This is a genomic window from Clostridia bacterium (assembly GCA_035628995.1).
In the GTDB taxonomy this organism is placed as follows: domain Bacteria; phylum Bacillota; class Clostridia; order Lutisporales; family Lutisporaceae; genus BRH-c25.
In genome coordinates this window covers 96,098-122,448 of sequence record DASPIR010000034.1, presented here as the reverse complement: position 1 = coordinate 122,448, position 26,351 = coordinate 96,098, and the positions used below count along the sequence as shown (strand labels likewise).

The 26,351-nt window shown below is 39.6% G+C and carries 22 protein-coding genes, 11 tRNA genes and 1 pseudogene; 28 read left to right on the top strand and 6 right to left on the bottom strand.

What is annotated here, in order from left to right; translation table 11 throughout:
* Positions 1-106 precede the first annotated feature (106 nt).
* From VEB00_16200 to VEB00_16140, 13 genes are all read left to right on the top strand, one after another.
* Positions 107-2,644 carry an N-acetylmuramoyl-L-alanine amidase family protein gene (locus VEB00_16200; protein HYF84545.1) on the top strand — a complete coding sequence of 846 codons (2,538 nt, stop codon included), beginning with the start codon at positions 107-109 and terminating at the stop codon, positions 2,642-2,644.
* Between the two features lie 126 nt (positions 2,645-2,770).
* Complete coding sequence (locus tag VEB00_16195; protein ID HYF84544.1) at positions 2,771-3,826, top strand: GerMN domain-containing protein; 1,056 nt, start codon at positions 2,771-2,773, stop codon at positions 3,824-3,826.
* Between the two features lie 219 nt (positions 3,827-4,045).
* A complete protein-coding gene (rph, locus tag VEB00_16190) occupies positions 4,046-4,813 on the top strand; it encodes a ribonuclease PH (GenBank protein ID HYF84543.1) in 768 nt (255 codons plus the stop codon).
* Positions 4,788-5,375: an RdgB/HAM1 family non-canonical purine NTP pyrophosphatase gene (rdgB, locus tag VEB00_16185; GenBank protein HYF84542.1), complete on the top strand. Its 588-nt coding sequence runs from the start codon at positions 4,788-4,790 to the stop codon at positions 5,373-5,375. Before rph ends, rdgB begins: the two co-directional genes overlap by 26 nt.
* 251 nt (positions 5,376-5,626) lie before the next feature.
* A tRNA-Gly gene (locus tag VEB00_16180) sits at positions 5,627-5,700 on the top strand.
* Between the two features lie 8 nt (positions 5,701-5,708).
* Positions 5,709-5,785: transfer RNA gene (locus VEB00_16175), tRNA-Arg, on the top strand.
* An 11-nt stretch (positions 5,786-5,796) separates the two neighbouring features.
* A tRNA-His gene (locus tag VEB00_16170) sits at positions 5,797-5,873 on the top strand.
* A gap of 12 nt (positions 5,874-5,885) precedes the next feature.
* Positions 5,886-5,961 (top strand) — tRNA-Gln (locus VEB00_16165).
* Between the two features lie 10 nt (positions 5,962-5,971).
* Positions 5,972-6,047 (top strand) — tRNA-Lys (locus VEB00_16160).
* 9 nt (positions 6,048-6,056) lie between these two features.
* Positions 6,057-6,140, top strand: a tRNA-Leu gene (locus tag VEB00_16155).
* A gap of 35 nt (positions 6,141-6,175) precedes the next feature.
* A tRNA-Gly gene (locus VEB00_16150) sits at positions 6,176-6,250 on the top strand.
* A 31-nt stretch (positions 6,251-6,281) separates the two neighbouring features.
* Positions 6,282-6,355 (top strand) — tRNA-Gly (locus VEB00_16145).
* 7 nt (positions 6,356-6,362) lie between these two features.
* A tRNA-Arg gene (locus VEB00_16140) sits at positions 6,363-6,439 on the top strand.
* Positions 6,440-6,619: 180 nt separating this feature from the next.
* On the opposite strand, the gene VEB00_16135 is transcribed toward VEB00_16140, so the two are convergent.
* Positions 6,620-6,940 (bottom strand): hypothetical protein, encoded by a 321-nt coding sequence (locus tag VEB00_16135; GenBank protein ID HYF84541.1) that lies wholly within the window; start codon positions 6,938-6,940, stop codon positions 6,620-6,622.
* 310 nt (positions 6,941-7,250) lie between these two features.
* Here VEB00_16135 and VEB00_16130 point away from each other — a divergent pair, with 310 nt between their 5' ends.
* From VEB00_16130 to gltS, 11 genes and pseudogenes are all read left to right on the top strand, one after another.
* Positions 7,251-7,388, top strand: a complete 138-nt coding sequence (locus VEB00_16130) for a hypothetical protein (protein ID HYF84540.1) — start codon at positions 7,251-7,253, stop codon at positions 7,386-7,388.
* Positions 7,389-7,888: 500 nt separating this feature from the next.
* Positions 7,889-8,335 carry a hypothetical protein gene (locus VEB00_16125; protein HYF84539.1) on the top strand — a complete coding sequence of 149 codons (447 nt, stop codon included), beginning with the start codon at positions 7,889-7,891 and terminating at the stop codon, positions 8,333-8,335.
* 431 nt (positions 8,336-8,766) lie between these two features.
* A tRNA-Arg gene (locus VEB00_16120) sits at positions 8,767-8,843 on the top strand.
* Positions 8,844-8,864: 21 nt separating this feature from the next.
* A tRNA-Arg gene (locus tag VEB00_16115) sits at positions 8,865-8,941 on the top strand.
* Between the two features lie 168 nt (positions 8,942-9,109).
* A pseudogene (locus tag VEB00_16110) lies at positions 9,110-9,214 on the top strand (IS3 family transposase).
* Between the two features lie 292 nt (positions 9,215-9,506).
* Entirely contained in the window at positions 9,507-10,595 is a 1,089-nt protein-coding gene (locus VEB00_16105) for a tetratricopeptide repeat protein (protein ID HYF84538.1), read from the top strand.
* A gap of 15 nt (positions 10,596-10,610) precedes the next feature.
* Complete coding sequence (locus tag VEB00_16100) at positions 10,611-10,817, top strand: hypothetical protein (GenBank protein ID HYF84537.1); 207 nt, start codon at positions 10,611-10,613, stop codon at positions 10,815-10,817.
* A gap of 245 nt (positions 10,818-11,062) precedes the next feature.
* A complete protein-coding gene (locus VEB00_16095) occupies positions 11,063-11,941 on the top strand; it encodes an FRG domain-containing protein (protein ID HYF84536.1) in 879 nt (292 codons plus the stop codon).
* Between the two features lie 531 nt (positions 11,942-12,472).
* A complete protein-coding gene (locus tag VEB00_16090; protein HYF84535.1) occupies positions 12,473-13,708 on the top strand; it encodes a sensor histidine kinase in 1,236 nt (411 codons plus the stop codon).
* 6 nt (positions 13,709-13,714) lie between these two features.
* Positions 13,715-14,587 carry a response regulator gene (locus VEB00_16085; GenBank protein HYF84534.1) on the top strand — a complete coding sequence of 291 codons (873 nt, stop codon included), beginning with the start codon at positions 13,715-13,717 and terminating at the stop codon, positions 14,585-14,587.
* Positions 14,588-14,762: 175 nt separating this feature from the next.
* A complete protein-coding gene (gene gltS, locus VEB00_16080; GenBank protein ID HYF84533.1) occupies positions 14,763-15,962 on the top strand; it encodes a sodium/glutamate symporter in 1,200 nt (399 codons plus the stop codon).
* A 122-nt stretch (positions 15,963-16,084) separates the two neighbouring features.
* Here gltS and VEB00_16075 read toward each other — a convergent pair whose 3' ends face one another.
* The 5 genes from VEB00_16075 to VEB00_16055 form a co-directional block, all read right to left on the bottom strand.
* Entirely contained in the window at positions 16,085-16,537 is a 453-nt protein-coding gene (locus tag VEB00_16075; protein HYF84532.1) for a MarR family transcriptional regulator, read from the bottom strand.
* A 12-nt stretch (positions 16,538-16,549) separates the two neighbouring features.
* On the bottom strand, positions 16,550-17,794 hold the full coding sequence (locus VEB00_16070) for an efflux RND transporter periplasmic adaptor subunit (GenBank protein ID HYF84531.1): 1,245 nt from the start codon (positions 17,792-17,794) through the stop codon (positions 16,550-16,552).
* Entirely contained in the window at positions 17,781-20,900 is a 3,120-nt protein-coding gene (locus VEB00_16065) for an efflux RND transporter permease subunit (protein HYF84530.1), read from the bottom strand. The genes VEB00_16070 and VEB00_16065 overlap by 14 nt, the downstream gene beginning before the upstream one ends.
* 212 nt (positions 20,901-21,112) lie before the next feature.
* Complete coding sequence (locus VEB00_16060) at positions 21,113-21,877, bottom strand: hypothetical protein (protein ID HYF84529.1); 765 nt, start codon at positions 21,875-21,877, stop codon at positions 21,113-21,115.
* Positions 21,878-21,991: 114 nt separating this feature from the next.
* Positions 21,992-22,651, bottom strand: coding sequence for a hypothetical protein (locus tag VEB00_16055; GenBank protein ID HYF84528.1), 660 nt, complete (start codon positions 22,649-22,651; stop codon positions 21,992-21,994).
* 178 nt (positions 22,652-22,829) lie between these two features.
* Between VEB00_16055 and larE the strand changes: the two genes are divergently transcribed.
* The 4 genes from larE (at position 22,830) to VEB00_16035 (ending at position 26,336) form a co-directional block, all read left to right on the top strand.
* Positions 22,830-23,645 (top strand): ATP-dependent sacrificial sulfur transferase LarE, encoded by an 816-nt coding sequence (gene larE, locus VEB00_16050; GenBank protein HYF84527.1) that lies wholly within the window; start codon positions 22,830-22,832, stop codon positions 23,643-23,645.
* A gap of 62 nt (positions 23,646-23,707) precedes the next feature.
* Positions 23,708-24,715 (top strand): energy-coupling factor ABC transporter permease, encoded by a 1,008-nt coding sequence (locus VEB00_16045; protein ID HYF84526.1) that lies wholly within the window; start codon positions 23,708-23,710, stop codon positions 24,713-24,715.
* Positions 24,716-24,777: 62 nt separating this feature from the next.
* Positions 24,778-25,590, top strand: a complete 813-nt coding sequence (gene cbiQ, locus VEB00_16040) for a cobalt ECF transporter T component CbiQ (GenBank protein HYF84525.1) — start codon at positions 24,778-24,780, stop codon at positions 25,588-25,590.
* Positions 25,587-26,336 carry an ABC transporter ATP-binding protein gene (locus tag VEB00_16035; protein ID HYF84524.1) on the top strand — a complete coding sequence of 250 codons (750 nt, stop codon included), beginning with the start codon at positions 25,587-25,589 and terminating at the stop codon, positions 26,334-26,336. The genes cbiQ and VEB00_16035 overlap by 4 nt, the downstream gene beginning before the upstream one ends.
* The last annotated feature ends 15 nt before the right edge of the window (positions 26,337-26,351 follow it).

Sequence of the window (26,351 nt, the reverse complement as noted above, 5' to 3'; positions counted from 1 at the left end):
AACATAAATGAAATATATTGGTAATGTAATTATAATATAAAAGCAAAGGTATTTGAAGAATATGGTCGAAATATATACTATAATATGTCTTTAAAGGAGGAATTAGATGAAAAAAACAATTGCAGTCATACTTGTGCTTTGCTTAATGACAACCAGCTTTGCAGGCACTGTATTCGCACAAACAACCAACACAAAAACACCTCCGCTGTCAATGCAGATACTGGGAAAGAAAGTAAGCACAGCAAGTCCTCCTATTGTTAAGAACAATAGAATATACCTGCCTGTCAGGGCGGTAGGAGAAGCGCTGAGCTACAAGGCCGTTTGGACTGCGAAAACCAAAACTATGGAACTTAAAGCCTCCAGCCAGACAATAAAGGTTACGATAGGCAACGTATATGCCTATGTAAATGGCAAGAAGACAAAGCTGGATGCTGCCCCGATAATGTATAACGACAGGGCGTATATTCCTTTGACCTTTGTACAGAAATACTTTAACTTTACCACTACATACGATAAGGCAAAAAATCTTATCACTATCAATAAGAAAACAGCAGCCGCAAGCACGGGCAGCAGTGCGGCAGCAGCCAAAGGCGTATACGTCTTGGGAAAAAAGATGACTGCCACCGATTTGGCGATAACAAAAAACAACAAAGTATACATACCTCTTAGACACATCGGGGAAGGCCTGGGCTACAAAGTAACCTGGAATGCAGCCTCGAAGACAATGGAATTGAAATCGGCCAACGGCTCGGCTAAAGTAGTAATAGGCTCGGGCAATGGCTATGTAAATGGCAAAAGTGCAAAGATAGACCCAGCACCGCTTTTGTATAATGGACGAGCATACGTGCCGATAACCTTCATACAAAACAATTTTGACTATGACGTTTCTTATGACAAAGCAAAGAATATAGTAAAGGTTGATAAAAAGGCTGCACCACCACCGATTATAGCGGCAGAAAAGCCCATAGAGTACAAGACTGCAACCATAGACGATATTATCTACGATGATAACGGAGGTTTTCCTCAGCTTAATATAGCTGCTAATAACCCTATAAAATATAAAAGCTATACAATGTCCAATCCGGACAGAATGGTAGTGGATATAGAAAGCTCCCTTTTGAATACTGAATTTGAAACCAAAGAAATAGGAAAAGGCGGCGTAATCAGGGTCAGAGTAGCACAATTCAGCAAGTCTCCAGATGTTGTGAGGGTTGTAATAGACCTGGAGGATCAGACAAGATGTAAACTGGTACAGTCTAACGATAAGAAGACGGTATCCCTGATATATGCTAATATAATCAATCCGGTCAGCTTTATCAAAGAGGAAGGCAAAGATGTGATTATGATAAGGGGAAGCCAGGATATGGATCCTAATGTGTTCAAATTGGAGAACCCTGACAGGCTGGTAGTGGATATGTACAAATCAGTACTGAGCGAGTATCAGTCATTAGATACAAAAACCTCTTATGTTAAATCCATAAGGTCAGGGCAGGCGGACGTGGGAGTTGCCAGAGTAGTGCTTGATCTGGAACCGGGCATGTATTATGACTATGAGACTGAAGGAAGCTTGACCAAGGTATATATTTCCAATATTCCCTTCTCCTTTTTCGATTACAAGAAATATTACAGCTCGGCATTTATCGAGTTGAGCCCCGGAGTAGAAGTGGAATATCAGCCCATTATTGATAATGTCAACAGAACCCTTAAAATAATGATACCAAAGGATCTTGACGTGGAACAGAAGACCTATGAAATGAATGACAATGTGATGGAATATGTTACAGTTACCAAAGAAACCCACGGAGAGAATATATATACAGTTGCTTCCTTCATGATGAAGCCTACGGTAGATTATGAGCTGCTCTCCCCGGCAATCACCAAGCTTGTAAGCATCAAATTCAAGCAAAAAGCAGAGAGAGTCGATCAGCTTACTGTGCTTATTGACCCAGGACATGGTGGGAAGGATCCCGGAGCAAGGGCGAAAGACGGAACCAATGAAAAGGACCTTAACCTGGATGTTGCATTGCGATTGAACAGGATACTTAAAGATATAGGCTTCAATACCATGATTACAAGAAAAGATGATAGATATGTGGATCTTGCCAGCAGGTCAGGTATGGCAAACAACAATTATGTAGACTTCTTCATGAGTATACATTTTAATGCCTTTACAAGCACAGCTAAGGGCATAGAGACGCTATACTATCCAAATGAAATAACTGATGAGTATCCCTTTGACAATAAAAAAATGGCGAACATTTTCCATAATGAGATAACAGATGCTCTAAAGAGACCCTCCAGGGGAATAACACCAAGACCTGGACTGCATGTTCTGAACAAGACAAAGATGCCTGCGATACTAGCGGAGCTTGGCTTTATCACAAACCCTGAAGAGTTTGCACAGATTAAGAAGGCTGAATACAGGGAAATGGCAGCAAGGGCGCTGGCGGTTTCCATAGTGAGACACTTTGAAGAAATTGAGGGAATCAGCCTTGATATAGACATTGATGCTATATATGCAGCACCCACACCTGCAAATCCATACAGCCTGCAGAGTGCAGCACTAAACAATGGACAGTCCTCTGCAGAGGAAAGCCTCATTACAGAGCAAATTACTGCTCAAGACAACATGTCCGGCAACTGATAAGAATTTGAGACCCTGAAGCTTACATAGGCTTCAGGGTCTTTTCATTTCAGCCATTTAATTCACGAATATACCCCTCATAAGGCTAATATAATATATTGATAAAAAAAATAAGGGGTGAAATGAATGAACAGAAAGCTTGTACTAATATTAGCAATGATTTTTTGTTGCACATTGGTTCTTGCAAGCTGCAGCAACCCGCTGACGTCCTTACGGGATTTTTTTAACAAAAATGACGATACGATAGATGATGAAAAAGAGCAGGCGCAGGAAGAAACCCAAAGCATGAGTGAAGTCAGTATGGCCCAACCGGAGAACAGCAGGGCGACAGTGCTCTACTACAAAGATAATGAAAACTTCCTGGTACCTGTAATGAGATATATACCTAAGGGTGACCTGGGCATAGCAAAAACTGCGTTATCAGCACTTATTTACACTCCCGATAAAGCACAGGATCTTAATGCAGCAGGCTTGACACCGGCACTGCCTATGGGCACCAAAATCAATGGAGCAGTTATAAAAGAAAGCGGGCTGGCTATAATCGATTTCTCAAAGGAATTCCTGAACTTCAGCAGTGCTAAGGCTGAAGAGCTGGGGTTGAAAGCGATAGTATATACATTGACTGAGTTTCCTAACATTAATTCTTTGGAAATCAGAGTAGATGGCAAAAAAATAGAAGAAATGCCTATGGGAACAAAAATTGAATCCAGTCTCAAAAGAACTGAAATAAATTTAGCATCTGTGGAAAACCCAGGTGAAAAGCCATCAAAGGTTGTGGTATACTATCATAAAAAAGGTAGTGGAGCATACTCATATTTTGTCCCTGTGACAAAGATAGTATCAGGCTTCGAGAACAGCGCAGAGGCAGCAATGAGCGCACTTCTTGAAGGACCCACAGACGGAAGCAGCTTGGTTACCTCTTTCCCGGAAGGCACACAGCTCCTTGGAGTGCAGGTGAAGGACAGTGTAGCTTACGTGAATTTTTCCGAGCAGGTATTGGCAAAGCAGGGTGACAAAGCAGCAGAAAATGCAATGATGAAGGCAGTAACGCTTACATTGAAGGAATTCCCTGAGGTTTCAAAGGCCAAGATATTTGTAAACGGCAAAATCGTAGAAAACGCTGACGGATTAGGTGCTGACAATTATCTTGATGTTCCGGTTTTTGTAAACTTTTACGAATAACAATACATATAACGTATTAATAATCCACTTTAGCTTTAAAGTGGATTATTTGAGAACAAAAGGTTGACAAGCTGTATGCTTTTAGTATATTTTGGGAAGAAAGAGCAAAATAAATGCATTGCACTTTAGGAATAATATTATATGAAGCTCAAAAAAAATTTAAATTGCAAGCAAGCTTTAAAATAAAGCTTTAGTTGTATATGAAGGGAAGGAATACAGATGCAGAGGATAGACGGAAGAAATAAGGACCAGATCAGACCAGTTAAAATAACAAGGAATTATTTGAAACATGCGGAGGGTTCAGTGCTTATTGAAATGGGTGATACCAAAGTAATTTGCACTGCTTCTATTGAAGAGAGAGTACCGCCTTTTGTCAAAGGAACAGGCAAGGGCTGGATTACCAGCGAGTACGGCATGCTCCCGCGGTCAACAGAGACTCGCAAGCCAAGAGAGTCTACAAGAGGTAAAGTGGATGGAAGAACAATGGAGATTCAGAGGCTTATAGGAAGAGCGCTGCGTTCCATAGTAGACCTTCAGAAATTGGGCGAAATGACAGTTTATATAGACTGCGATGTGATACAAGCTGATGGTGGCACTAGAACAGCATCTATCACAGGAGCCTTTGTGGCACTTGTGGATGCGCTGAATAAGCTTGTAATTCAGGAAAAGCTTAAAGCAATACCGCTAAACGGCTATATAGCAGCAGTAAGTGTAGGAATCAAAGACGGTGAAGCAATACTGGATTTGAATTATTCAGAGGATTCAACCTGCCAGGTGGATATGAACCTGGTAATGACTGACAAGGGAGAATTTATAGAGATTCAGGGCACAGGTGAGGAGAGTCCTTTCAGCAAGACACAGCTGCAGGAATTGATGGAGCTTGGTGAAAAGGGTATAAAGGATTTGATTGAAGCACAAAAGCAGTCCCTTGGTGAAATTGCCGGCAAGGTAGGTATGAGCAATGGAAATGATAGCGGCAACAAATAACAGCCACAAGCTCGAAGAAATAAGAGCGATACTTAAGCAAAAAGGTATAGAAGTCAAGTCTATGGCAGATGTCGGGCTGGATATAGAGATTGAGGAAAACGGGGACACCTTCATAGATAATGCACTGATAAAGGCGAGAGAGGTTTTCAGACTGACGGGGAAAGCAGCCATTGCTGATGATTCCGGCCTCGAAGTGGATGCTTTAAATGGAGAGCCTGGCGTAAAATCCGCCAGGTATTCAGGCGAAGCAGGGGCTGCTAAGGATGTTAAAAACAATGAAAAGCTCAAAAAAGCTTTGAGGGACATACCGGATGATAAAAGAGGCGCACGATTCTGTTCTGCAATTGCTGCAGTTTTTCCAAACGGGAAAGAGATAACAGCAGAAGGCTATGTATATGGGAAAATTGGTTATGCAGAAAAAGGCGAGCGTGGTTTTGGATATGATCCGCTCTTTATAGTTGATGGATATGGAAGGACCATGGCTGAAATAGACTCGGCTGAGAAGAACAATATAAGTCATAGGGCAAATGCGCTCAAGGAATTTGTGAACAAGCTTAAATAAAGACGAATATATAATAAGGAATAGAAAAAATAAAAGTTGTTAAGAATATACATGTAATTTTCGAAAGAGAATCTTTATCAATTGTATAACATGTATGAACTATGCTCAAGTGACAGAAGACAAGTATGCAGAATGGGCGATATGTTATAAATTGCATACTAATAAAAGTCCAAAATCAGTTGACACACATAATAAATTTTGTTATAATCTATAAATGTCGGCGATACTTATAACAAGTGCGCCAAAGACAAGCGGGTGTAGTTCAATGGTAGAACGTCAGCCTTCCAAGCTGATCGCGAGGGTTCGATTCCCTCTACCCGCTCCAAATAACATGCGCCTGTAGCTCAGTTGGATAGAGCAACGGACTTCTAATCCGTGTGCCAGGGGTTCGATTCCCTTCAGGCGCACCATATTTTATATGGTGGGTATAGCTCAGTTGGTTAGAGCGCCAGATTGTGGCTCTGGAGGCCGTCGGTTCGACCCCGATTACCCACCCCAACAATTAAATTTTGGGGTGTCGCCAAGTGGTAAGGCACCAGACTTTGACTCTGGCATCCCGTTGGTTCGAATCCAGCCACCCCAGCCATTAAAGCTATGACTCACTAGCTCAGTTGGTAGAGCACATGACTTTTAATCATGGTGTCCGGAGTTCGATCCTCCGGTGAGTCACCATAAAAACATGCGGAGTTGGCGGAATTGGCAGACGCGCTAGACTTAGGATCTAGTGTCAACGACGTGGGGGTTCAAGTCCCTTACTCCGCACCATTTTTTCCATTAGTATATATGAGCATTATGCACATGCGGGTTTAACTCAGTGGTAGAGTGTCACCTTGCCAAGGTGAAAGTCGCGAGTCCGAATCTCGTAACCCGCTCCATATATACATTTATTTTCTGAAAATTTAATATGCGGGTGTAGTTCAATGGTAGAACGTCAGCCTTCCAAGCTGATCGCGAGGGTTCGATTCCCTCTACCCGCTCCAAAAATATGCGCCTGTAGCTCAGTTGGATAGAGCAACGGACTTCTAATCCGTGTGCCAGGGGTTCGATTCCCTTCAGGCGCACCAACTATTTTTTGAAGAGATATTTACATCTCTAAGGTAAAGGTTCAAATCTCTAGATCAGCTAGAAAAGCTTTTCTTCATGCATGTCCATTTTCATTTCATTTGTGTACACTTACCTTTTAGGATTTTCATCTATACATACAATCTTTAATGTACCGATGTCTTTTGTTGATTCCATGTGGCTTAGCACGGCCTGGACAGCAGGATTAACCCAAGGACTATCAAAGCAATCCCAAGGAACAGCAGCACATATGCCACGAGAAGCGTTGCGCCGAGAATGGCGAATATGGCAGCTGCTATAATCACAACCAAAATCCCCAGCAAAATGCTTACTATTCCTAATACAAACTTTCCGTCAATAAACACAGAAAGAAATATCAGGAGTAAACCAGCAACAATAAGCAGGGGACCTATAATCGAAATCGGGAATCCTGTTGCAATAAGCAGTACACCTATAATTATCAGAATCGCTCCGATAATTTGGATAAGTCTTCTTATTATCATTTTTTTCACCTCCTTTCTACTGGCAGGATATGCTTGGCCACAAAATAGTGTGACAAGCCTTAACCTGTAATTTTCTTTTTTCAGTACTTGATTTTCACCTGAATCAGCATTATAATTAATATGTACCCCACGGGGGTACGGGTAGTGAACGTTGGGAGGTGTCATCATGAATATAAGAATAACTAAGCAAGCTGCAGAGGAGTTTGCCAGCATTAATTCAAAAGCTTACCGGATTGTATTGCAAGGCTATGGCTGATCAGGTCCATATTTTGGATTGGCTCAGGGTGAGCCACAGGATGGAGAAGTAACAGTGGAAAAAGACGGCATGGCTTTCTCAGTAGAAAGGGAAATCGCCGATGTAGTCAACTATTTAGAAATTGACTACAATAAAGGCTGGCTTAGAAAAGGTTTCTCGATATATGTGAACGGTTCAAGAAGCTCTTGCTGATAACAAAGGCTGTATATACAATGACTTGCATATACAGCCTTTACTTCTAGTTAATACACCTGCCTGATACAAAAAAATACCACAGAACACTTGGTTTAACTATTATATTCCGTTTAAAGATTTATATGAAAAGGAAACGAAGGATTTGGACTATATGCCTAAATTTGATGATTATATTTACACAATAACACATCGTGGTTATGAAATTGCAACGTATGAAAATGGAGAAGTTAAATTAATAGGGGAGTAGATATTAATAGAGGTAATTACAGAGATATTAAGGAAGGTAATATAAGGTATATCAATTATTGATATGCCTTTTTTATTATTAGAAGATAAATTCTCGATTTTATCAGGATATTAGGCTTTAAAACCGTTGCGGCTCAAAGAGTATAGATGATGTAAGTTTCAAAATACATAATTAACATATACTATTCAAATAATAAGCAATAATGAAGCTTAACTATTACTAATATCATTTGGTGGAGGGAACTACATACATGAATACTGATAAACCCTTAGTTGCTATTTTAATAGGAATGATTTGTACTATACCTTTTCAATTATTTACTATGGTTACGAAATATATGGGATTATCGAAATACACTCTTTATCAATTAGATAGTTTTGCGGTTACAGGGAATAGACCAGTCCCTGTGATAGGGATTATTGTTAGTTCTATAGTTGCAGGTTTTATTGCTTTTGTCCTATATTATGGAATAAACAAAGTTGGTTCTGACTATCTCATCTTAAAAAGTGCGTTTTTGTCATTATTCGTTTGGGCAGTTTTAGAATTTTTCTTAACTGTTACACTAGAAGGAAAAACCTTTCCGTATAGACCAGTAAGTGGCTATCTCGCTGAATTTCTTGGTGCGATTTTTTTTGGAGTAGTATTAGGTTTAGCGTTTAAAAGGTACTTAATAGAAACAACAGTTAAGACAAAGTGATTAATAGTGTTTTATATAAGCTCGTATAGATGGTCTTATACCGTCTATGAGCTTTTTTATGTATAAGAGGGTAAATTTTAGGAAAGAAAATATACCCCTTCTTGCTTCTTCTGCGATAGTGTAGGTGAATCGAAGTTATATAAAGAAAAGATTATTTGCTCAAAGTGTATGAATGAATTGAGTGAGTGCTAAGCATAGCTAATTACCATTACAACACATGATTAACACTTTATGCACTTTAATAGGTCTGAGAAGCGGTTATTTACAAGGGTACATAGAGCAAAAAAGTATATAAATTGATTAAGATGACTAGAATACCTCAGAGTGAAAATATTAGAACTTTTATATTTGCGACTAATATGGTAATATATAATAGTGCCAATCAGTTGGTCTACTCTCAAATTAATCAGTTGGTCGGCTCAGTAATACGTGCGCTCATAGCTCAGCTGGATAGAGTGGCTGACTTCGAATCAGTAGGTCGGGGGTTCGACTCCCTCTGGGCGCACCATATATATGAATAAATAAATATGCATCTATAGCTCAGCTGGATAGAGCAGCGGTTTCCGAAACCGTGTGCCGTGGGTTCAAGTCCCTCTAGGTGCACCATTTTTAGATAATAATTAAAGTCTTGATATTTCAAGGCTTTTTTGCTTTGTGAAACTATGTTAAATTTCGACACTGAAAACTTTTTTGTGGTTTAGCTGTAACGTTATATGGTTATTGGAATATGTGTTTATATTGCAAGTAGTGCTAGAATAAAAGTGGAAGTAGTAAGTTGACAAGTTGACAGACTGGCACTATAACTATTGACCGCTTTATCAATGGGGATTAAAAAAGATGACTCCTGTACAGTTCAGAAATCATCTTTTGAGTGCTTAGCACTTTTTATAAATGTCTTTGACATAGGTATCAGTTTAGACAGACTGGCACCCTAGATACTAACTGGCTGTGTAATCTACTATTTCTTCAGGAGAAGAGGCAATAAATAAATGCACTATTGACAGAATAAAACTCCTTAAAATGGAGTTTTTTTGTTTTTAGTACTTTTATTTACCGTTCATATAAAAAATCCAGCATTTTACATTTAAATATAGCAATGATTTCCAAAATTTGATATAATCTGATTATAAATTACATTCTTTGTTTTTGAGTGGGGGGGGGGTGATAAATTTTGCGGGTTAATATTCTGGATGTACGTAAACTCTTAGAAAAAGAAAAGAAAGGAATATTGCTGACTGAAGAAATAATTGGAAATGTCGATAATATTACCAAGGATATCCAGAGCTATACACACAATGATGATATCGTTATGTTGAAAAAGCTTAAAAGATTATGTTTAGTAAAGGCATTGACTAAAGAAACAGCAGAGATGATAAGAAACATCGGAATGTACCATTTTTACAAGAACGATACTAAAAAGGCAACCAGGTACATTAGTCAGTCTCTAAGGATTACAATGGAACAGAAGTCATATAATTTGATAGTTCAATTTTTAGCTGACAAAGGGTTAGTGAGTTTCTATGACCTAAAGTACAAGTCAGCCCAAAAAGCATTTAAACAAGCCCTCGAACTTTTGCCTTATACAGATGGCTTAGAGGATAAAACGCAATATTTACTCTATTTGCGTACTGGCATACTATATTGGCACATGGAAGATTACATTAATTCGTACAATGTGCTTTGCGAAGCATTAATATATGCAAAAGAAATCCCACAGCAAGGGAAAGTACTCTTAAATATCGGTGCAAATTATGAAAGGCGTGAGTTATATAATGAGGCACTTGAATATTTCAACAAAGCACTAAAACTCTACGGGGAAGATTATTCGATTGAAAGAAGTAGCATACATAATAGTATTGCAGAATTGTATAAGAATATAGGTAACTATGAAAAAGCTTTGGAGCATATAAACGAAGCATTTGTATTATTGGAAAGTAAGAATATGAGCAAGTTCTTTATATTCTTTATGACATATACTCAGATTAAAATATTACAGGGCGAGTCAAAAGACGAACTAAATAGGCTGGTTGAATTGATAAGTCAGGTTAATGAAATCTTCATGTACAAATGTTTCATCGTTGATGGAATTAACATTGCTGTAAAAGCAGATTTGGAAGACAAACAGATAATGGCCCAATATGCAAAACAGATTACAGATATAATGGATAAGATTGGTAAGGGAAGTAAAACTTGCAAAGGGGAACTCAATAATATTCTAAGCGATATGTGCCTTTCATTAAAAGTACTAAGTTCAAATTAAGAAGGAGGAAAACCAATGAAAAAGCTAATGGTTATTTGTCTTTTAGTTATCACTATCACTTGTACGTCTTTCATGACTGTATTTGCTGTTCATGACACTACACCAGATGCGGTTGTGAATCCTGTAACAGAGGAGCAGTATATTCAAAATACCGATGAGGAATCAATTAGACTTGATGCTCCGCCAATAGTGGTATTAGTGCATGATACTGACCCTGACTAATGTTAAATATACGTTGCAGAGCCTCCAGATAAACTGGGGGCTTTGTGTTTTTTGACACAGAATAATATGTATATTGGTGGATTAATTAACAAGTATTTACAATTAAACAATTTGGTGATAGAATGAAACATGTTGAAAAATGGATAGAAGTTATATGCCAGTCTGTCAACTTGTTAGCTTATTTCTGAATAAGTTGATAAGTTGACAGACTGGCACCCCAAATATAATATAAAGGGGGCTTTTAAGTGGCGAAGCGTAAAAATATTGTTGTAACCTCAGTAACACAATATATCAAAGATGTTGCTTTATCAGATAGCACGAGATTCTATACGCGAACAACAAATTATATGCCTCTATTCCGTGGACAAGCCAATGCAAATTGGCCAATAGAACCATCTGTATATCGAAATAGTCGTTTTAGACATGAGGGCAACTATATACGTGAGATTGAGCGTATTGAACCTGATTCTTTTACAGGGTTAAGCTATATTGAAAAACTCATGAAAATGCAACATTACGGATTACCTACTCGACTTATAGATTTTACGACAAATTCATTGGTTGCCCTGTATTTTGCATGTTGTGGAGAACCCACAAAAGACGGAGCAGTTTTTGAATTACACGCATTTCCTCTTTATCGGCAGGAATTTGTTTGGATATCAATTGTGATGAAGTATATCTTTGAATTTAGTAGTTTGCCTTTTGTGCCACAAGTGCTTATTGATGAGATAAAAAACAATTTGTTAAACTACCCTTTGAGAGGCGTTGAAGATTTGCACAATGATGAGGCTATAATTAAAATACTAACAGATCCGATCGGTATCTATCCCAAACTCACAAATCAAAGATTAAGGTGTCAGGATGGAGTTTTTGTTCTTTGTGGCATGAAAATCAAAGAAAACACGAGCAGTGGTATAGAATTCTGTGAAGCAAGCTATTTATCAATTGACGATCTCTGGCCTGAAAGCAGGACGATCATCATTCCTGCTGCCACAAAAGAACAAATATTGTCCGAACTAGATATGATAGGTGTTAATACAAGGATATTATTTCCTGAACTTGAATCACAAATCCAATACGCAATAAAGCATGTAAATGAGCAAAAAATAAAATATTACATATAATTCTTATTAATTGAATTTCTTATTGATATGTTATATTGATAACTACACATTGGATTATCCATATAATTCAAAGTTGAAATATTAGACATTCTGCGATACAATATACCTAGCCCATTGTTTACTAAACATCTGGCTAATTAATTACTATACTAAGGAAGGCTCGGTATTTGACCTGACAATTGCATAGATTGTAACAAATTTTATTGATGACAATTTGATGACACTTTTTGAATTTGATGACATAACGGTAACGAATTCTATAATACAATGATAGAATAAAAAGCTTATATTACAATGCTTTAAGCAAGCATAGATAAGTTTACATAACAAAATATTACTGACTTCGAATCAGTAGGTCGGGGGTTCGACTCCCTCTGGGCGCACCATGTAAATCCTCGTCACAGGACGTTATAACAAGCACTCCTTTTGGGAATGCTTGTTTTTGTTATGGTTAAATAATCAATAACCTAAGCAGCTGTTAATTATCTACCTGAGAAGGCACCTGTCCCTTGTCCCGCTTAGGAGACGACTATGGATAAATTAAAAAAATATTTATTACCGGCGATTTTTGTAGCCTTATTCGGAGAAATATACTTCTATCCCATAAACAGCAGTTTGAGGATATCTGCAGGTATTATCGCCTTGAACCTAATTGTATTAATTGCTGATGATATTTCAGAATATTATACTGCCGTTTTTGCAGGTGTTATTGTTTTTCTATTGAGAATCATAATAGGTGTGTATTTTTCAGGTATCCCTTTTACTGATATAATACAATATAACTTACCTTCAGTAGCTTACTATTTGGCATATGGATTCCTGATATTATTGCTCCGTATTCGAAAATATAAAGAACACTTCTTTCCTGCTATCTTTCTTTTCTCATTAACAGATTCTCTAAGCAACACCGTTGAGGTTCTTATACGCGATGGAATTGTCAGTTTTGATATAATACAAGTATTCATTCTTATAGGTTTAGTCAGAAGCATCGCAGCATACTTTATTTATCTTCTCTACAAAAACCAAGAGCTTTTTATACTTAGACGGGAGCACCAGAAAAGATATAGCCAATTAAATATCCTTATATCAGATATTCAGGCTGAAATGTTTTATTTGAAAAAATCTATGGGAGATATCGAAAACGTTATGAGTAAAAGCTACAAATTATATGAAAAACATAAAGAAAACGAAGATTTACAAGAAGACACTCTTAATATCGCCCGTGAAGTACATGAAATCAAAAAAGAATATTATCGTATATTAAGTGGCTTTCAAAGTTTCCTGAAGAGCTTTGAAAACAATGGAACCATGACCTTGAAAGATATGCATGCAATAATCAAAGACAACACGAACCGTTATCTTTCTGAACATGAAAAGAAAATAACCATGCATTTTAATTTTAGAGATGATTTTAAATTAAAAAAATATTATAGTCTTTTTACTATCCTAAATAATTTAATTATAAATGCGATTGATGCCTGTGATATTGATGGAATAATAAAGGTAAGTGAAAAGAGCGATGAGGATAACATCTACTTTTGTGTGGAAGATAACGGTGTTGGAATTGAAAAAGATATTCTTCCCTACATATTCAATCCGGGATTTACTACAAAATACTATGATAATGGCAAAGCATCCACAGGTATCGGCCTATCCCATGTAAAAAATATTGTTGAAGAATTGCGAGGCAATATTAATGTGGGGTCTGCTTTAGAAGCAGGAACTATTTTTGAAATAACCTTACCAAAGAATTCTTTATTGGGGTGATATTTAATGGAAAATACTTTTTTCATCATCGATGATGACATCAATATAAGAAAGATGTTTACCCATATTATTTCAAAAAATAATTTGGGTAAAGTTGTAGGCGAATTAAGTAGTGGGGAACATGCGGTAAAAGAAATTATATTCTATAATCCTGATATTGTACTGATTGATCTTCTTCTGCCAGTCAGAGATGGCATCCAAATTATCGAAGCTGTCAAAGCTGAAGGCTATCAAGGGAAATTCATTATGATTTCGCAGGTTGAAGATGAGGATATGATAGCAAAGGCTTATGAAAGAGGGATAATATTCTTTATCGGCAAGCCAATAAATATGATTGAAGTAATAAATGTAATAAAAGGTGTCTGCCACAACATTGAATTGGAGCGTTCTATGCAGCTAATAACGAATGCAGTTATTAATATTAATCAAAATAAGCAGCCTGCTTCAAAATCCATTACTAGTAATAATGCATTTCAAGTTTTCACCGATATTGGAATTATCAGCGAAACCGGCAGTAGAGAACTTATGAAACTGGTTCAGAAGGTTATGGATTTTAAGAAGGTTTCCCCTTCAGAACAATATCAACTTCAAGATTTTTATAAAGAGATTGCTGAAGAAGAATATAAAGGAGAAGATGCAGCTACTAATACAAAGACAATTGAACAGAGAATAAGAAGAGTTATTCTAAAGGCTTTGGAAAACATTGCCTTATTAGGGCATGATGATTATTACAATGATAAATTTGTAGAATACAGCGCTATTTTATTCGACTTCAAGCAAGTAAAGCAAGAAATACGATATATAGAAAATTCCCGGGAGGAAAGAGGAAAAATCAGTGTGAAAAAGTTTGTTGAAGGAATAATTTCTAAGTCAAGCTAATGTAACGCTTATTACAGTATATATTATCTGACAATTGCATTACGCGATTCATTTAGTGCCAAAGATTGAATTTTATAAATCTTTTTGTCGGATTATAAAGTACTCGGTAGTCTGATGTAGGACCTCCATAAAATTAATCTGTATCATTATATTATTTTTATGGAGGTGTTTTTTTATGGTTTTAAAGTTCGATCTTATTCAAACCATCGCATTGGCTGTAGCTGTGCTGTTCCTGGGACAAACCTTAAGAAAGAGAATAGATTTTCTTGAAAAATATTGTATTCCTGCAGCTGTAGTAGGAGGATTGATATTTGCAACACTTTTCCTGGTACTTAGACAAACAGGCATATTGGCTCTTGAAATGGATATTACACTGCAAAAGGTTCTTATGACTGCATTCTTTACAACAGTCGGCTTTACAGCAAGCTTTAAGCTGCTAAAAAAAGGCGGTATAAAGGTTTTAGTATTCTTAGGAGTGTCTGTCATTTTAGTATTATTACAAAACATTGTGGGCGTAAGTCTCGCGAAGGCTTTCAACCTTAACCCCCTACTCGGACTTGCTACAGGATCCGTTCCATTGACTGGCGGCCACGGTACCTCAGGTGCATTTGCCCCATTATTTGAAAAGGCCGGAGCAATAGGAGCCACTACAGTAGCCATGGCCTCTGCTACTTTCGGTTTGGTTATTGGTAGTATGATTGGCGGACCTATCGCAAAACGTTTAATTGAGAAATATGGTTTGTCACAAAACCATCACAAGTCAAAGGCAGCAGGTAAAGCTGCTGTGATATTGGTGGAAAAGACAAAAGAATTGATTCCAGGCAACTTTGCCTCCGCTGCTTCTCAGATTATCTTGGCAATGGGATTGGGTACGATTATTTCAACCTTTTTCCAAAGCGTAGGTATGACTTTCCCATCATATTTAGGTGCGATGTTTGCAGCTGCTATAATGAGAAATATATCTGACGGTACAAAATTATATAATACTTTTATGGATGAGATTGATGTTATCGGAAGTGTTTCACTATCCTTATACCTATCAATGGCCTTAATGGGATTAAAGCTTTGGGAGCTGGCAGAACTGGCTGTACCATTGGTTGTTATGCTGCTTGCTCAAACAATCCTGATGATATTATTCGCTTACTTCGTAACCTTCAGACTTATGGGCAGAGATTATGAAGCAGCAGTACTGGCAAGTGGACATTGCGGCTTCGGAATGGGTGCTACACCTAATGCCATTGCAAATATGGAAACACTCGTAAGCAAATATGGAGCTGCTCCAGCGGCATTCTTCATACTGCCATTAGTAGGAAGCTTATTTATAGACTTCTTTAACGCAGGTATTATTACTGCATTCATGAATTTCTTCGCATAAGATGACTAGAAAAGTTACGTGCCAGTCTGTCAACTTGTTAGCTTATTTCTGAGTAAGTTGATAAGTTGACAGACTGGCACCCTAGATATGCACCAAGTTACCGCTGCAGAAGCTGTGGACACTTAAGCTTTGATAAGCTTCTGCCCTATCGTTACGAGGAATTCCAGGGAGGATACCATTTTCTCCACATCCTCATCGCTTAGCTTTGCAAACTGCTCCTGCATGATGGGGTATAATCTTTCTATAAGATCATTCAAATACTCTTTGCCTGTCTCTGTCATTTCAATATTTATTATCCTTTTATCCGTTGAGGATGAGTTTCTTCTGATCCAGCCTTTTTCCGTCAATCCGTAAATAACTGACGTCATATTGGGTTTTGCAATGCCGATCCACTCTCCAATCTTGGAAATAGGCATGGGCCCGAATTTTTTTAGGGTGAGCAGGATCAGGACATATACCTTCGGGGTATTTGGTTCTCCCACGAGGCTATAGATATAGTTCACATAATTGCTATACTGTATCGGATAGAACAATATGGAATCACTCATTAGATATTCATCTCTCGATTTTTTCATCAGTATGTCCTCCTATTTGATTATGCTCACTTTTTCACCGTCATTCAAGAAGCTTTGCCCTTCTGTTATAATTGCAGCTCCTTCTGACAAGCCTTCAGTAACCTCAGTGATTTTATCATTGGAGAGTCCGGTCTCGACTGAGATTTTTTTGACTTTTCCAGCTTCGACAAGAAACACATATTGAATCGCATCGGCTACAAAGATTGCTTCATTTGGCACGGCTATTATACCTTCCTTGCTCTCCAGCGGCAGTATTACCTTGGCCAACATGCCCGGCTTGATTACATTGTCAGGGTTTTCAAGCCTGAGCTTGACAGTATAAGCCTGGGTTTTGGGATCGGCAGTGGGGCTTATGGTATCTATGATGCCTGTAAACTCGCTTTTCGACAGCGCGGTTATTTTCATGGGTACCTGCTCACCGGTATAGAGTTTTTCAACTACTGTATCAGGCACACTGATTGATATGATTAGAGTTTTTGAGTTGATCACAGTAAAAACCGGTATACCGGTTGCGACAAATTCACCTTCATCGATACTGCGCATTGATACAACTCCGGTAATCGGTGCGGTGACAGCGGAGTCACTGACTTGAATAGAAGCAGACTCATAAGCTGCCTGCGCCTGTTCCAACTGGGCTGATGCTATTGCAGCAGTCTGGGGTGCTGCCTTTTCATTCAGGATTCTTAAACCATCCTTTGCAGAGTTCAGCTGAATTTCTGCGTTTTTAAAGTAGGTTTCTGCAGCTTCCAATTGCTGCTTGGAGACTGCACCAGAGGTGTACATCGTCTGTACCCTCTCATAGCTGCGCCTGGCATCGTCGTATTGCAGCTGTGCCTGGTTAGCTGCCGCTTCCAGCTGCGTGACCTGCTGAACAACTGAGGAATCACTTGCTCTCACCAGGTTTGCTTGTGCATTGACAACAGCTGCTTTTGATTGATTGAGCTGCGCATTTACCGATTTGACATCCAGGCTGAACAGCAGATCGCCCTTTTGCACCTGACTGCCGACATCTGCCTTAACCAGCTCAACCTTACCCGGCAGCTTTGAAGCTATGGTTACCTCTTCAAGGGGAGTGACCTTTCCCGCATATTCGACAGCAATGCTTATAGATGACTTTTTTACCTCAGTGACTTTTACATTTTTTACGGTTTGCGTGTTTTCCTGATTTTTGCTGCACCCAACCAAGGGGAGCAAGGTTAGGGCTGCAATCAGGAGCAGAGAAATCCATTTATGTATCATCCGCCTAGACTGTTTCATTTGTGGCACCTCCGTTAATATTGGTATTTTTACTGCGCTTACGGTGGATATGATTTTTCCAATCATCCATTAGGGTATATACTACAGGGAGCAGAACGGGAGAGAGAAGTGTTGAAGTTATTAGTCCGCCAATCAACGCAACTGCCATGCCCGATTTTATTTCGCTGCCCTCGCCCAAGGCCAATGCCAAGGGCATCATTCCCATGATCATGGTTATGGATGTCATTATAATCGGCCTCAGCCTTGTGATCCCTGACTCCAGCAACGCTTCCCTAAGTGGCAGTCCTCTTTTCATAAGTGTATTGGCATAGTCAATTAGCAAGGTTCCATTCTTTGAAGCCAAACCATCCAGCATGATGATACCTATAAGGGATATGAGATTCAGCGTTTTCCCCGTTATTGCCAGAGCAAGCAAAGCGCCTATGATGCCACAGGGTAGGGAAAGCATCCTGATTAAAGGTGTAAGATACGATTCATATAGCACAACCAGTATCATGTAAATGAGAAGGATCGATGCGACTAATGCCTTGATGAAGGAAGAAAAGGAGTCTGTCATGTTCTCCTGATCACCGCTCAGTTTTATCTGATAGCCATAGGGCAGCTTCAAGATCTTGAGCTTTTCTGTGATTTCACCATTTGCATCACTTAGAGCCCTTCCTTGAAGGTTTGCAGATATTGTTACGACCTTTTGCCGATCAAGCCTCAGTACTTCCTGAGGACTATCAGACTGGTATATCTCGGCAATCTGGCTCAGAGAGATCGGCTGACCTGCCGGACTGATCACCTTTATAGCTCCAATATCACCGGGGGTTCTTACCTGATCCTTATTGAAGCTCACTATTATGTCGTATTCATCCCCGTTTTGCCTGAACACACCAGCCTCGGTACCTGCGATGGCAGTCCTCAGGGTTGAAGCCAGGCCGGCAATGGAGATTCCGTATTCTGACGCTGCAAGTCTGTCTATTTTAACTTTTATTTCCGGCTGGCTTGCCCTTATGGAGTTGTCTATGTCAACTGCGCCGGACACTGACCGGACTATGTCCTCTACCTCTCTGGATACACCCTTCAAAATCTCTGTATCTGTACCCGTTATATTCAGTATTACAGGCTTTGCACCGGCTACCGAGGTTTGCCCCACTATACTGGGCTCTGAAACGGAGAAGCTGATTCCTGTAATACTCTTCCCCCAGCCTCTAAGCTCCTTGGCCAGCTGTGATACATTCTTCTTTCTTTTGTTCTTGTCTACCAGATTGATATTGATTTCTGCTGCAGCCTCATTGCTTTCAGCCCCTACAGTTGTAAAAAACTCCTTGACCTCAGGCATGGACTTGAGGTGCTCCTCTACCTGCTTGGTTTTTTCATTGGTCTTTTCCAGACTGGAGCCCGGAGTCAAGCTCAGACTCACGTTAAGCTTGCTCTGATCAAACTTCGGCAGGAACTCAGCATCTATAACACCAAGGGGGATGAGAGCAGCGCTGAATACGACTCCTGCCATAACAATGCTGACAATCTTCCATCTGTTGTCAAGACACCAGACTAGAAAGCTGCTGTAGGCCGGTTTGGCATATTTATCAAAAAGCTTCGAAAGCTTTCCTTGGTTTTCACTGTGTTCTTCGTCAGGTTTTCCTATACCACCGGACTTTTTATATATTCTGGACGCCATCAATGGTGTCAAGGTGAAGGATATAAAAAGGGAGAACAAGGTGGCGAAAACCACTGTGAGGCCGAACTGCCTGAAAAATTGGCCTACCAGGTCTGTCATAAAGGCTATTGGTGCAAAGACAACGACATCGCAAAGAGTGATGGCAATGGCAGCAAGGCTTATTTCCGCACGTCCGTCTATGGCAGCTGTTATATGATCCTTGCCCATATTCATATGCCTATGTATATTTTCCAGAACAACTATAGAGTCGTCTACCAATATGCCAACACAGAGAGCCAGCGCAGTAAGGGAGACAATGTTGAAGGTGAAATTCAGCACATACATGGCAAAAAAGGTGGAAATTAATGAGGTTGGTATGGCAATAAGCACGATCAGCGAGGAACGCCAACTCCTCAGAAAGAGGTAAAGTACGATTGCTGTAGTAATGATTCCTTCCACCAGATTTCTTTTGGTCTCCCCCAAGGAGGAATTGATGAAATAGGTGGAATCCTCAGCGATTACCAGGTCGGTACCGGGAGATAAGGTCCCTTTCAGAGCTTCAAGCTCATTTTTTACTTTATTGGCAGTAGCCACGATATTGGCATCACTTTGCTTGCGAATAAGAATTCCTATGGAGGGCTTGCTGTTAAGCCTTACAATATCCTCAGCGGCAGGGTACTGCAGCTCTATGTCGGAGATATCGTCCATACGAACATTCCCACCGGTTGACAGAGGAATGCGGAGATCTTTTATTTCATTTATGTTCTCAAACTCCCCCAATAATCTGACAGTCTTATTTCTTGCAGCCTGTTGGATCTGTCCGGCAGGTATATTCAAATTTTCTGCCTTGAGCTTTGAAATGACAGTGCTCACATCGATGCCATAGTATTCCAGAACTGTCTTGTCCAGCTTTATGGAGAGCTCCTTCTTATAAGCACCGCGGAGTGTGACATTTCCTACTCCGGGCAGCTTTTCAACCGCCTGCTTGATCCTGTCCGCTTCCTTATACAGCTCCTCATAAGCCTGCGAACCTGAAACGGAGAGAATAAGAATAGGAGAATCATTGATATTGTACTTGTGAATCACTGGTCTTGAGGCATCCTCGGGCAATTTGTCAATCGCGCCGTCTACAGCCTTCTGCACATCTATGACTGCCGTATTTGGATCAGTAGACATGGAAAACTGCAAGACGCTGTAGCCATAACCCTCTCCTGCTGTAGAATGGATGCTGTCGATACCGCTGATGCCGGATACGGCATCTTCAATGGGTTTGACGATATCCTTTTCAATCTCTTCAGCACTCGCGCCGGCATAGGTCGTCTGAATGGCCATTATTGGCGTGTTCGCAGAAGGAAACAGGTCTGCCCCAATGCTCATATAGCCCATGACACCCAGACCGATAAACAAGGCAACCAGGATTATTATAGCAGTTGGCCTTTTAACGGATAGTTCGGTTATATTCATTTTCCCCCACCTTTACATTAAGCTTGATTAAATGGTACTAAAATATTTTATGCCATATAATGGTTATATATTATAACTATTATATGGCATAAATGATGATATTTCAAGGCTAAAATTACCGTTGCAGTAAGTATGCCAGTCCTTTATTTTCCACAAGCAATACTATTATTTGTTTACAAATACTCACTAGTTTAACTAACCCTAAAACCTGACTATATTTCAATGTTCTTTGACTTGAATTCTTCCTCTGTATCACAGAATGTAAGTTTCCCATAATAGCGGCGGTTGTCTATATACTGCGGTATACCCGATTTCCTCAGAACATCGCTGAATATCACATATTCATGGCGCCCGCTGCCATCATCGTATTTGACATAATCCAGTACTTCATTGCGTATCAGGTAGGCACAGTGAACTAAATTCACCTCGATAAGGCCTTTGATCTTTTGGTTGAATATGTCGCAGAAAGTATCCGAATGCTTGTAGTAGCCATTTTCATCAGTTTCAGGGTGATAGTTGGAAAAAAGGCGTAGGGGGTCATCACCATCATGAAGCATTGGTCCAACAACCGGTAAACCTGTGGATAGCAGCATTTCAAGAGTCTCTGGGACGACAAAGTTGTCACAATCAACTACAAAGTAATGGGTTCCCTTCGCTTTTGCCCAATCTATCGATTCCTGGCGAAGTCGTGCCAGCACCTTTAACCTCAATGAAACCCATTCATGAGGAGCGTAGTTTTGTACAGGTTCCTCAACATCACTGGAATCAAAGTAAACCTCTGAATACCTGTCCCTGACTCGTTTTACCCACTGCTCAAGCAAAGCAGCAGTATTGTCCCAGTTATTGTTTGTACGTATATAGAGCTTTATCTTGGATGCAGGGTAAGTCTGGTTCTCAATCTGGTTAAGGTACAAGGGCAATACATGGGCCTTATCCTTTGCAAGAATAGCAATAGTAACAAATTCTGTGGATGTCATCTAGTTTAGCACTCCTTATTTCTATTTATGAAACAACCCAAGAAGGTTTGTTGTTTGCTATATAATATGTTGTGAAAGTTGAAAGGTTCGGACAAACTGTTAAAATGGATAGTTTTATACTATCCATTTTTTTATCTGCGCAAGTAGTTTCTGAGGCTGCATGCCGTTGTCTTCGAGGAATTTGACCATATCCATTGTAAAAGCAATAGATTTGTCAGGTGAGATGTTCAGCTTATTTATTGAGCTAACGAACTCCTCCATAAAAGCAATATGCCTATAAAATTCAGAGTATCCTTTATAGCCAATATTGTTATCCGGTATTGCCGTTGGTGCAGTCTTCACACTTTGACTGGCTGAATCGGGCAGAGGGGCAGAAATACTTGGTATTAACTTGTTACTTGTTTCATCTTCAGCTATGAATACTTTATTCTTTATCAGATAATTACTAAAATCCTTAACCTGAATTGTCCTTCTGAATTCAAAGTATTTGCGCAGCCCGGCAAAGTATACAATCATGACTTTCGCAAATTTTTTTACAACTCCGCTTTCTTCTAAGCTACTCCTTAGTGCACGTGCTTCTGCATTTTGTATTACATCATAATCGATGCCTTTAACTGATATAACATTATGCCGTAAGTATAATGACATATCTTCCTTATTAGCACCGTCAAGCGCTTTATTTATCTCGGACACCATGAAACAAGGGCTTCCGTTCCAAGTTATCAGGTGTATCTCAGACTCGTTATATATGAGTTTTCTCAGTACTATATTCAATTTGCTACCTCCTGTCTTAAGAATATTATAGGACTTATAACGAATTATGTAAACTTACAGGTATGTGGTAATTTGTGGTATTACTTTATTTTATCTGGTAATTGTATGTGTGACAAATTATAATAGTATAAAATGGGGTGGTTGTCGGTAAGGGACTATGCGTTAAAGGAGGAAACAAGTGGAAAAGTTCGCGAAGTTGCAGGAATTGTTAAGAAGCTACGGAAAAGCTACCATAGCATATTCAGGTGGAGTGGACAGCAGTTTTCTTTTAAGGGTGGCTTTGGATACCCTGGGTAAAGAAAATGTTTTGGCTATAACAATACTTTCTAGTGTAACGCCAAGAGAAGAGCTGGCTGAGACGGAAAAGTTTCTGGCTGCTATGGATGTAAATCATATTTTTATTAAGAAGAATGTATTAGAAATACCGGGCTTTAAGGAAAATCCTAGTGATAGGTGCTACATATGCAAGCATAAGGTATTTGAAGAGATACTTGAAAGAGCGAAGGAAAAAGGCATAGCAGTAGTAGTGGATGGTACAAATGCAGATGATGAGGGAGATTATAGACCAGGACTGAAAGCGCTGCAGGAGCTTAAGGTGTTGAGCCCTCTTAAGCTTAGCGGTCTTGGGAAAAGTGAGATAAGAGAGCTTTCTAAAGAGTTGAAGCTTAATACTTGGAATAAACCGAGTCTAGCCTGCCTTGCCTCCAGAGTACCATATTATGAGGAGATAACAGAAGAAAAGCTTAGTATGGTGGATAAGACGGAAGCATATTTAAGAAGCCTTGGCTTTACACAGTTGAGAGTGAGATGTCACGGCAAGCTGGCAAGGATTGAGCTTGTACCTGAGGATATTAAAAGGATATTTACAGAAGACTTGAATAAAGCCATTGATAGCAAATTGAAAGAAATAGGTTTTCAATATGTTTCTATGGATTTGATCGGCTACAGAACAGGCAGTTTAAATGAGGTATTGGGCAAATTGCACAGGGATTAGCAGGAGCAATTGGGCTGAATGCTGCATTAGGATGATTGTTTTTTAATGGGAGGAACGTTGACATGCACATGGCAGATGCGCTAATAACGCCTTTGGTTGGTGGAGTGATGTATATTGCTGCTGCAAAGGTGGGGAATGACTCCATAAATAGAATTAAAAGTGACATGGATGATACTAAAATACCTATGATGGGAGTCATGGGAGCCTTTATATTTGCGACTCAAATGATAAATTTCACTATACCAGGTACAGGATCAAGCGGACATTTGGGCGGAGGTATGCTTTTAGCAGCTATTCTCGGCCCTTATGCAGGTTTTTTGGCTATGGCAGCGGTACTTACCATTCAAGCATTATTTTTTGCAGATGGAGGCTTGCTGGCTCTGGGCTGCAATATATTTAACATGGGCTTTTATACTTGCTTTATAGCCTATCCCTTTATATACAAAAGGATTTTAACAAAAGGCTATTCTACAATACGTATTACTTGGGCATCTATGTTGGCTTCTATAGTAGGATTGCAATTGGGGGCTTTTAGTGTTGTTGTTCAGACAATGCTATCAGGAAAGCTGGAGCTTCCCTTCACGACATTCTTACTGCTGATGCAGTCAATCCATCTTGCTATCGGTGTAGTTGAAGGCTTAATAACCGCAGCGGTGATCAACTTTATCTGGAAGGCCAGGCCTGAACTGATAGAAGGTTCTGGTGGTTCAAAGACTACTGGCGGCAATGTTCCCTTCAAAAGAATTTTGTTGTCATTGATAATTGCAGCCTTAGTAATCGGAGGTATATTATCCTGGTATGCATCCGGCAATCCTGATGGATTGGAATGGTCTTTGCAAAATTCAGCAGGGCAGGGAGAGCTGAAACAAGGCAGTGAGCTGAGTCAAATGCTTTCCGCTATACAAAATAAACTTGCTATTTTGCCGCATTACAGTTTCAAGTCAGGTGCAGAAGCGCCAAAGCAAGCAGGCACCAGTATTTCCGGAGTAGTGGGGTCAGCAATAACCTTGTTTCTAGCAGCTTGTGTTGGTATAATAATAAAGGTCTTGACTAAGAAAAAGAATCGATGATAATACATAGCAGTCCGAAGCAGGCATGCCCTGCAAATAAATAGCTATGGGGATTGGTAGATATGGTGGATATAACAAAGGCATACTACAAAATATTCATACTGGATGAATTGGCTGAAAAAAAGACTGCTATTCACAGGACCAATCCTGTAGTAAAGCTGGTTGTAACCTTTATATACCTATTAGTTGTTGTATCCTACGATAAGTATGATATATCGGGGCTTTTACCCATGCTTTTTTACCCAGTTATCATAATGACAGTGGGAGATATTTCTCTTAAACCAATACTGGTTGGTCTAGCAATAGCGGCACCCTTGGTAATTGGGGTTGGAATATTCAATCCGTTTTTAGACAGGGCTATAGTGGTTGCTATAGGAGGTATTGGTATTTCGGCAGGCATGCTGTCTTTTGCTTCATTGCTTATAAAATGTGGACTGACAGTAACGGCGGCTTTGCTTCTGCTGGCTACTACAGGTATGAACAAGATTGCAGCTGCTTTGCAAAGACTGCACGTACCACAAATATTCATAATCCAGCTTCTCTTAACCTATAGATACATATCAGTGCTTATGGGAGAGACCTCCAGGGTATATAATGCCTATACCATAAGAGCACCATACAAAAAGGGCATAAGCAGAAATGTTTGGGGGTCTTTGATTGGATTGCTGCTGCTGCGAACCTATGATAGGGCACTCAGACTATATCAGGCTATGAAGCTGAGGGGCTTTCAAGATCAGTACTATGGAGTAAATCTCGATAAGCTTAATAAAATAGATATAATATACTTACTGGGATGGACAGCTTTTCTTTTAGTAGCAAAATTTAATGATATACCCATGCTTTTAGGGTTATTAGTGACAAAGGTGATAAAATGAGCCACCATATAATTGATTTTATAAATATATCTTACTCCTATAATGACGGCAATAAGGCTTTAGAAAACCTTAATATCCGTATTCACCATGGAGAATCAGTAGCAATAGTAGGAGCTAACGGAGCTGGGAAATCCACCATGCTGAAGCTGTTGGTAGGTATTTTGATGCCAGAGCAAGGTGAAATAAGGTTGGGTGAATTTCCTGTTACTAAGAAAACATTGAACATGATACGACAGCAAATAGGTTTTACCTTCCAGGATCCGGAGGATCAGCTGTTCAATACAAGTGTTTATAATGATGTTGCTTTTGGGCCAAGAAACTATGGCTTAGATGAAGAGGAAGTTGAGAGAAGAGTAATAAAAGCACTTCAGACAGTGGGAATAGAACACCTCTTGCATCGTGCCCCTTATAAGCTGTCTGGTGGAGAGAAAAGAGCAGCAGCAATTGCAACAGTGCTGTCCATGGAGCCAAGTGTTTTGGCTATGGATGAACCTACTGCTGCTTTGGACCCCAAGTCCAGAAGAAGATTAATAAATCTGCTGCAGGGTTTTATGCATACAAAGCTTATAGCGACCCATGACTTGGATATGGCACTGGAACTATGCAGCAGAACGATAGTACTGAAGAATGGGAGAGTAGAGTACGACGGACCCACTACTGAAATCATGACGAATTCTCAGCTGCTCGAGGAATGCGGGCTGGAACTACCTTTAAGTCTGCAAGGCTGTCCAATATGTGGGCATTAATCAATCAAAAGGCTC

Bases quoted from the DNA above. Each gene is read 5' to 3' on its own strand.
- VEB00_16035 (HYF84524.1), top strand. From the start codon at position 25,587: ATGAGCCACCATATAATTGATTTTATAAATATATCTTACTCCTATAAT.
- VEB00_16200 (HYF84545.1), top strand. From the start codon at position 107: ATGAAAAAAACAATTGCAGTCATACTTGTGCTTTGCTTAATGACAACC.
- cbiQ (HYF84525.1), top strand. From the start codon at position 24,778: ATGGTGGATATAACAAAGGCATACTACAAAATATTCATACTGGATGAA.
- VEB00_16060 (HYF84529.1), bottom strand. From the start codon at position 21,877: ATGACATCCACAGAATTTGTTACTATTGCTATTCTTGCAAAGGATAAG.
- gltS (HYF84533.1), top strand. From the start codon at position 14,763: ATGGTTTTAAAGTTCGATCTTATTCAAACCATCGCATTGGCTGTAGCT.
- VEB00_16100 (HYF84537.1), top strand. From the start codon at position 10,611: ATGAAAAAGCTAATGGTTATTTGTCTTTTAGTTATCACTATCACTTGT.
- rdgB (HYF84542.1), top strand. From the start codon at position 4,788: ATGGAAATGATAGCGGCAACAAATAACAGCCACAAGCTCGAAGAAATA.
- VEB00_16075 (HYF84532.1), bottom strand. From the start codon at position 16,537: ATGAAAAAATCGAGAGATGAATATCTAATGAGTGATTCCATATTGTTC.
- VEB00_16090 (HYF84535.1), top strand. From the start codon at position 12,473: ATGGATAAATTAAAAAAATATTTATTACCGGCGATTTTTGTAGCCTTA.
- VEB00_16065 (HYF84530.1), bottom strand. From the start codon at position 20,900: ATGAATATAACCGAACTATCCGTTAAAAGGCCAACTGCTATAATAATC.
- VEB00_16070 (HYF84531.1), bottom strand. From the start codon at position 17,794: ATGAAACAGTCTAGGCGGATGATACATAAATGGATTTCTCTGCTCCTG.
- VEB00_16085 (HYF84534.1), top strand. From the start codon at position 13,715: ATGGAAAATACTTTTTTCATCATCGATGATGACATCAATATAAGAAAG.
- VEB00_16045 (HYF84526.1), top strand. From the start codon at position 23,708: ATGCACATGGCAGATGCGCTAATAACGCCTTTGGTTGGTGGAGTGATG.
- VEB00_16195 (HYF84544.1), top strand. From the start codon at position 2,771: ATGAACAGAAAGCTTGTACTAATATTAGCAATGATTTTTTGTTGCACA.
- rph (HYF84543.1), top strand. From the start codon at position 4,046: ATGCAGAGGATAGACGGAAGAAATAAGGACCAGATCAGACCAGTTAAA.
- VEB00_16135 (HYF84541.1), bottom strand. From the start codon at position 6,940: ATGATAATAAGAAGACTTATCCAAATTATCGGAGCGATTCTGATAATT.
- VEB00_16125 (HYF84539.1), top strand. From the start codon at position 7,889: ATGAATACTGATAAACCCTTAGTTGCTATTTTAATAGGAATGATTTGT.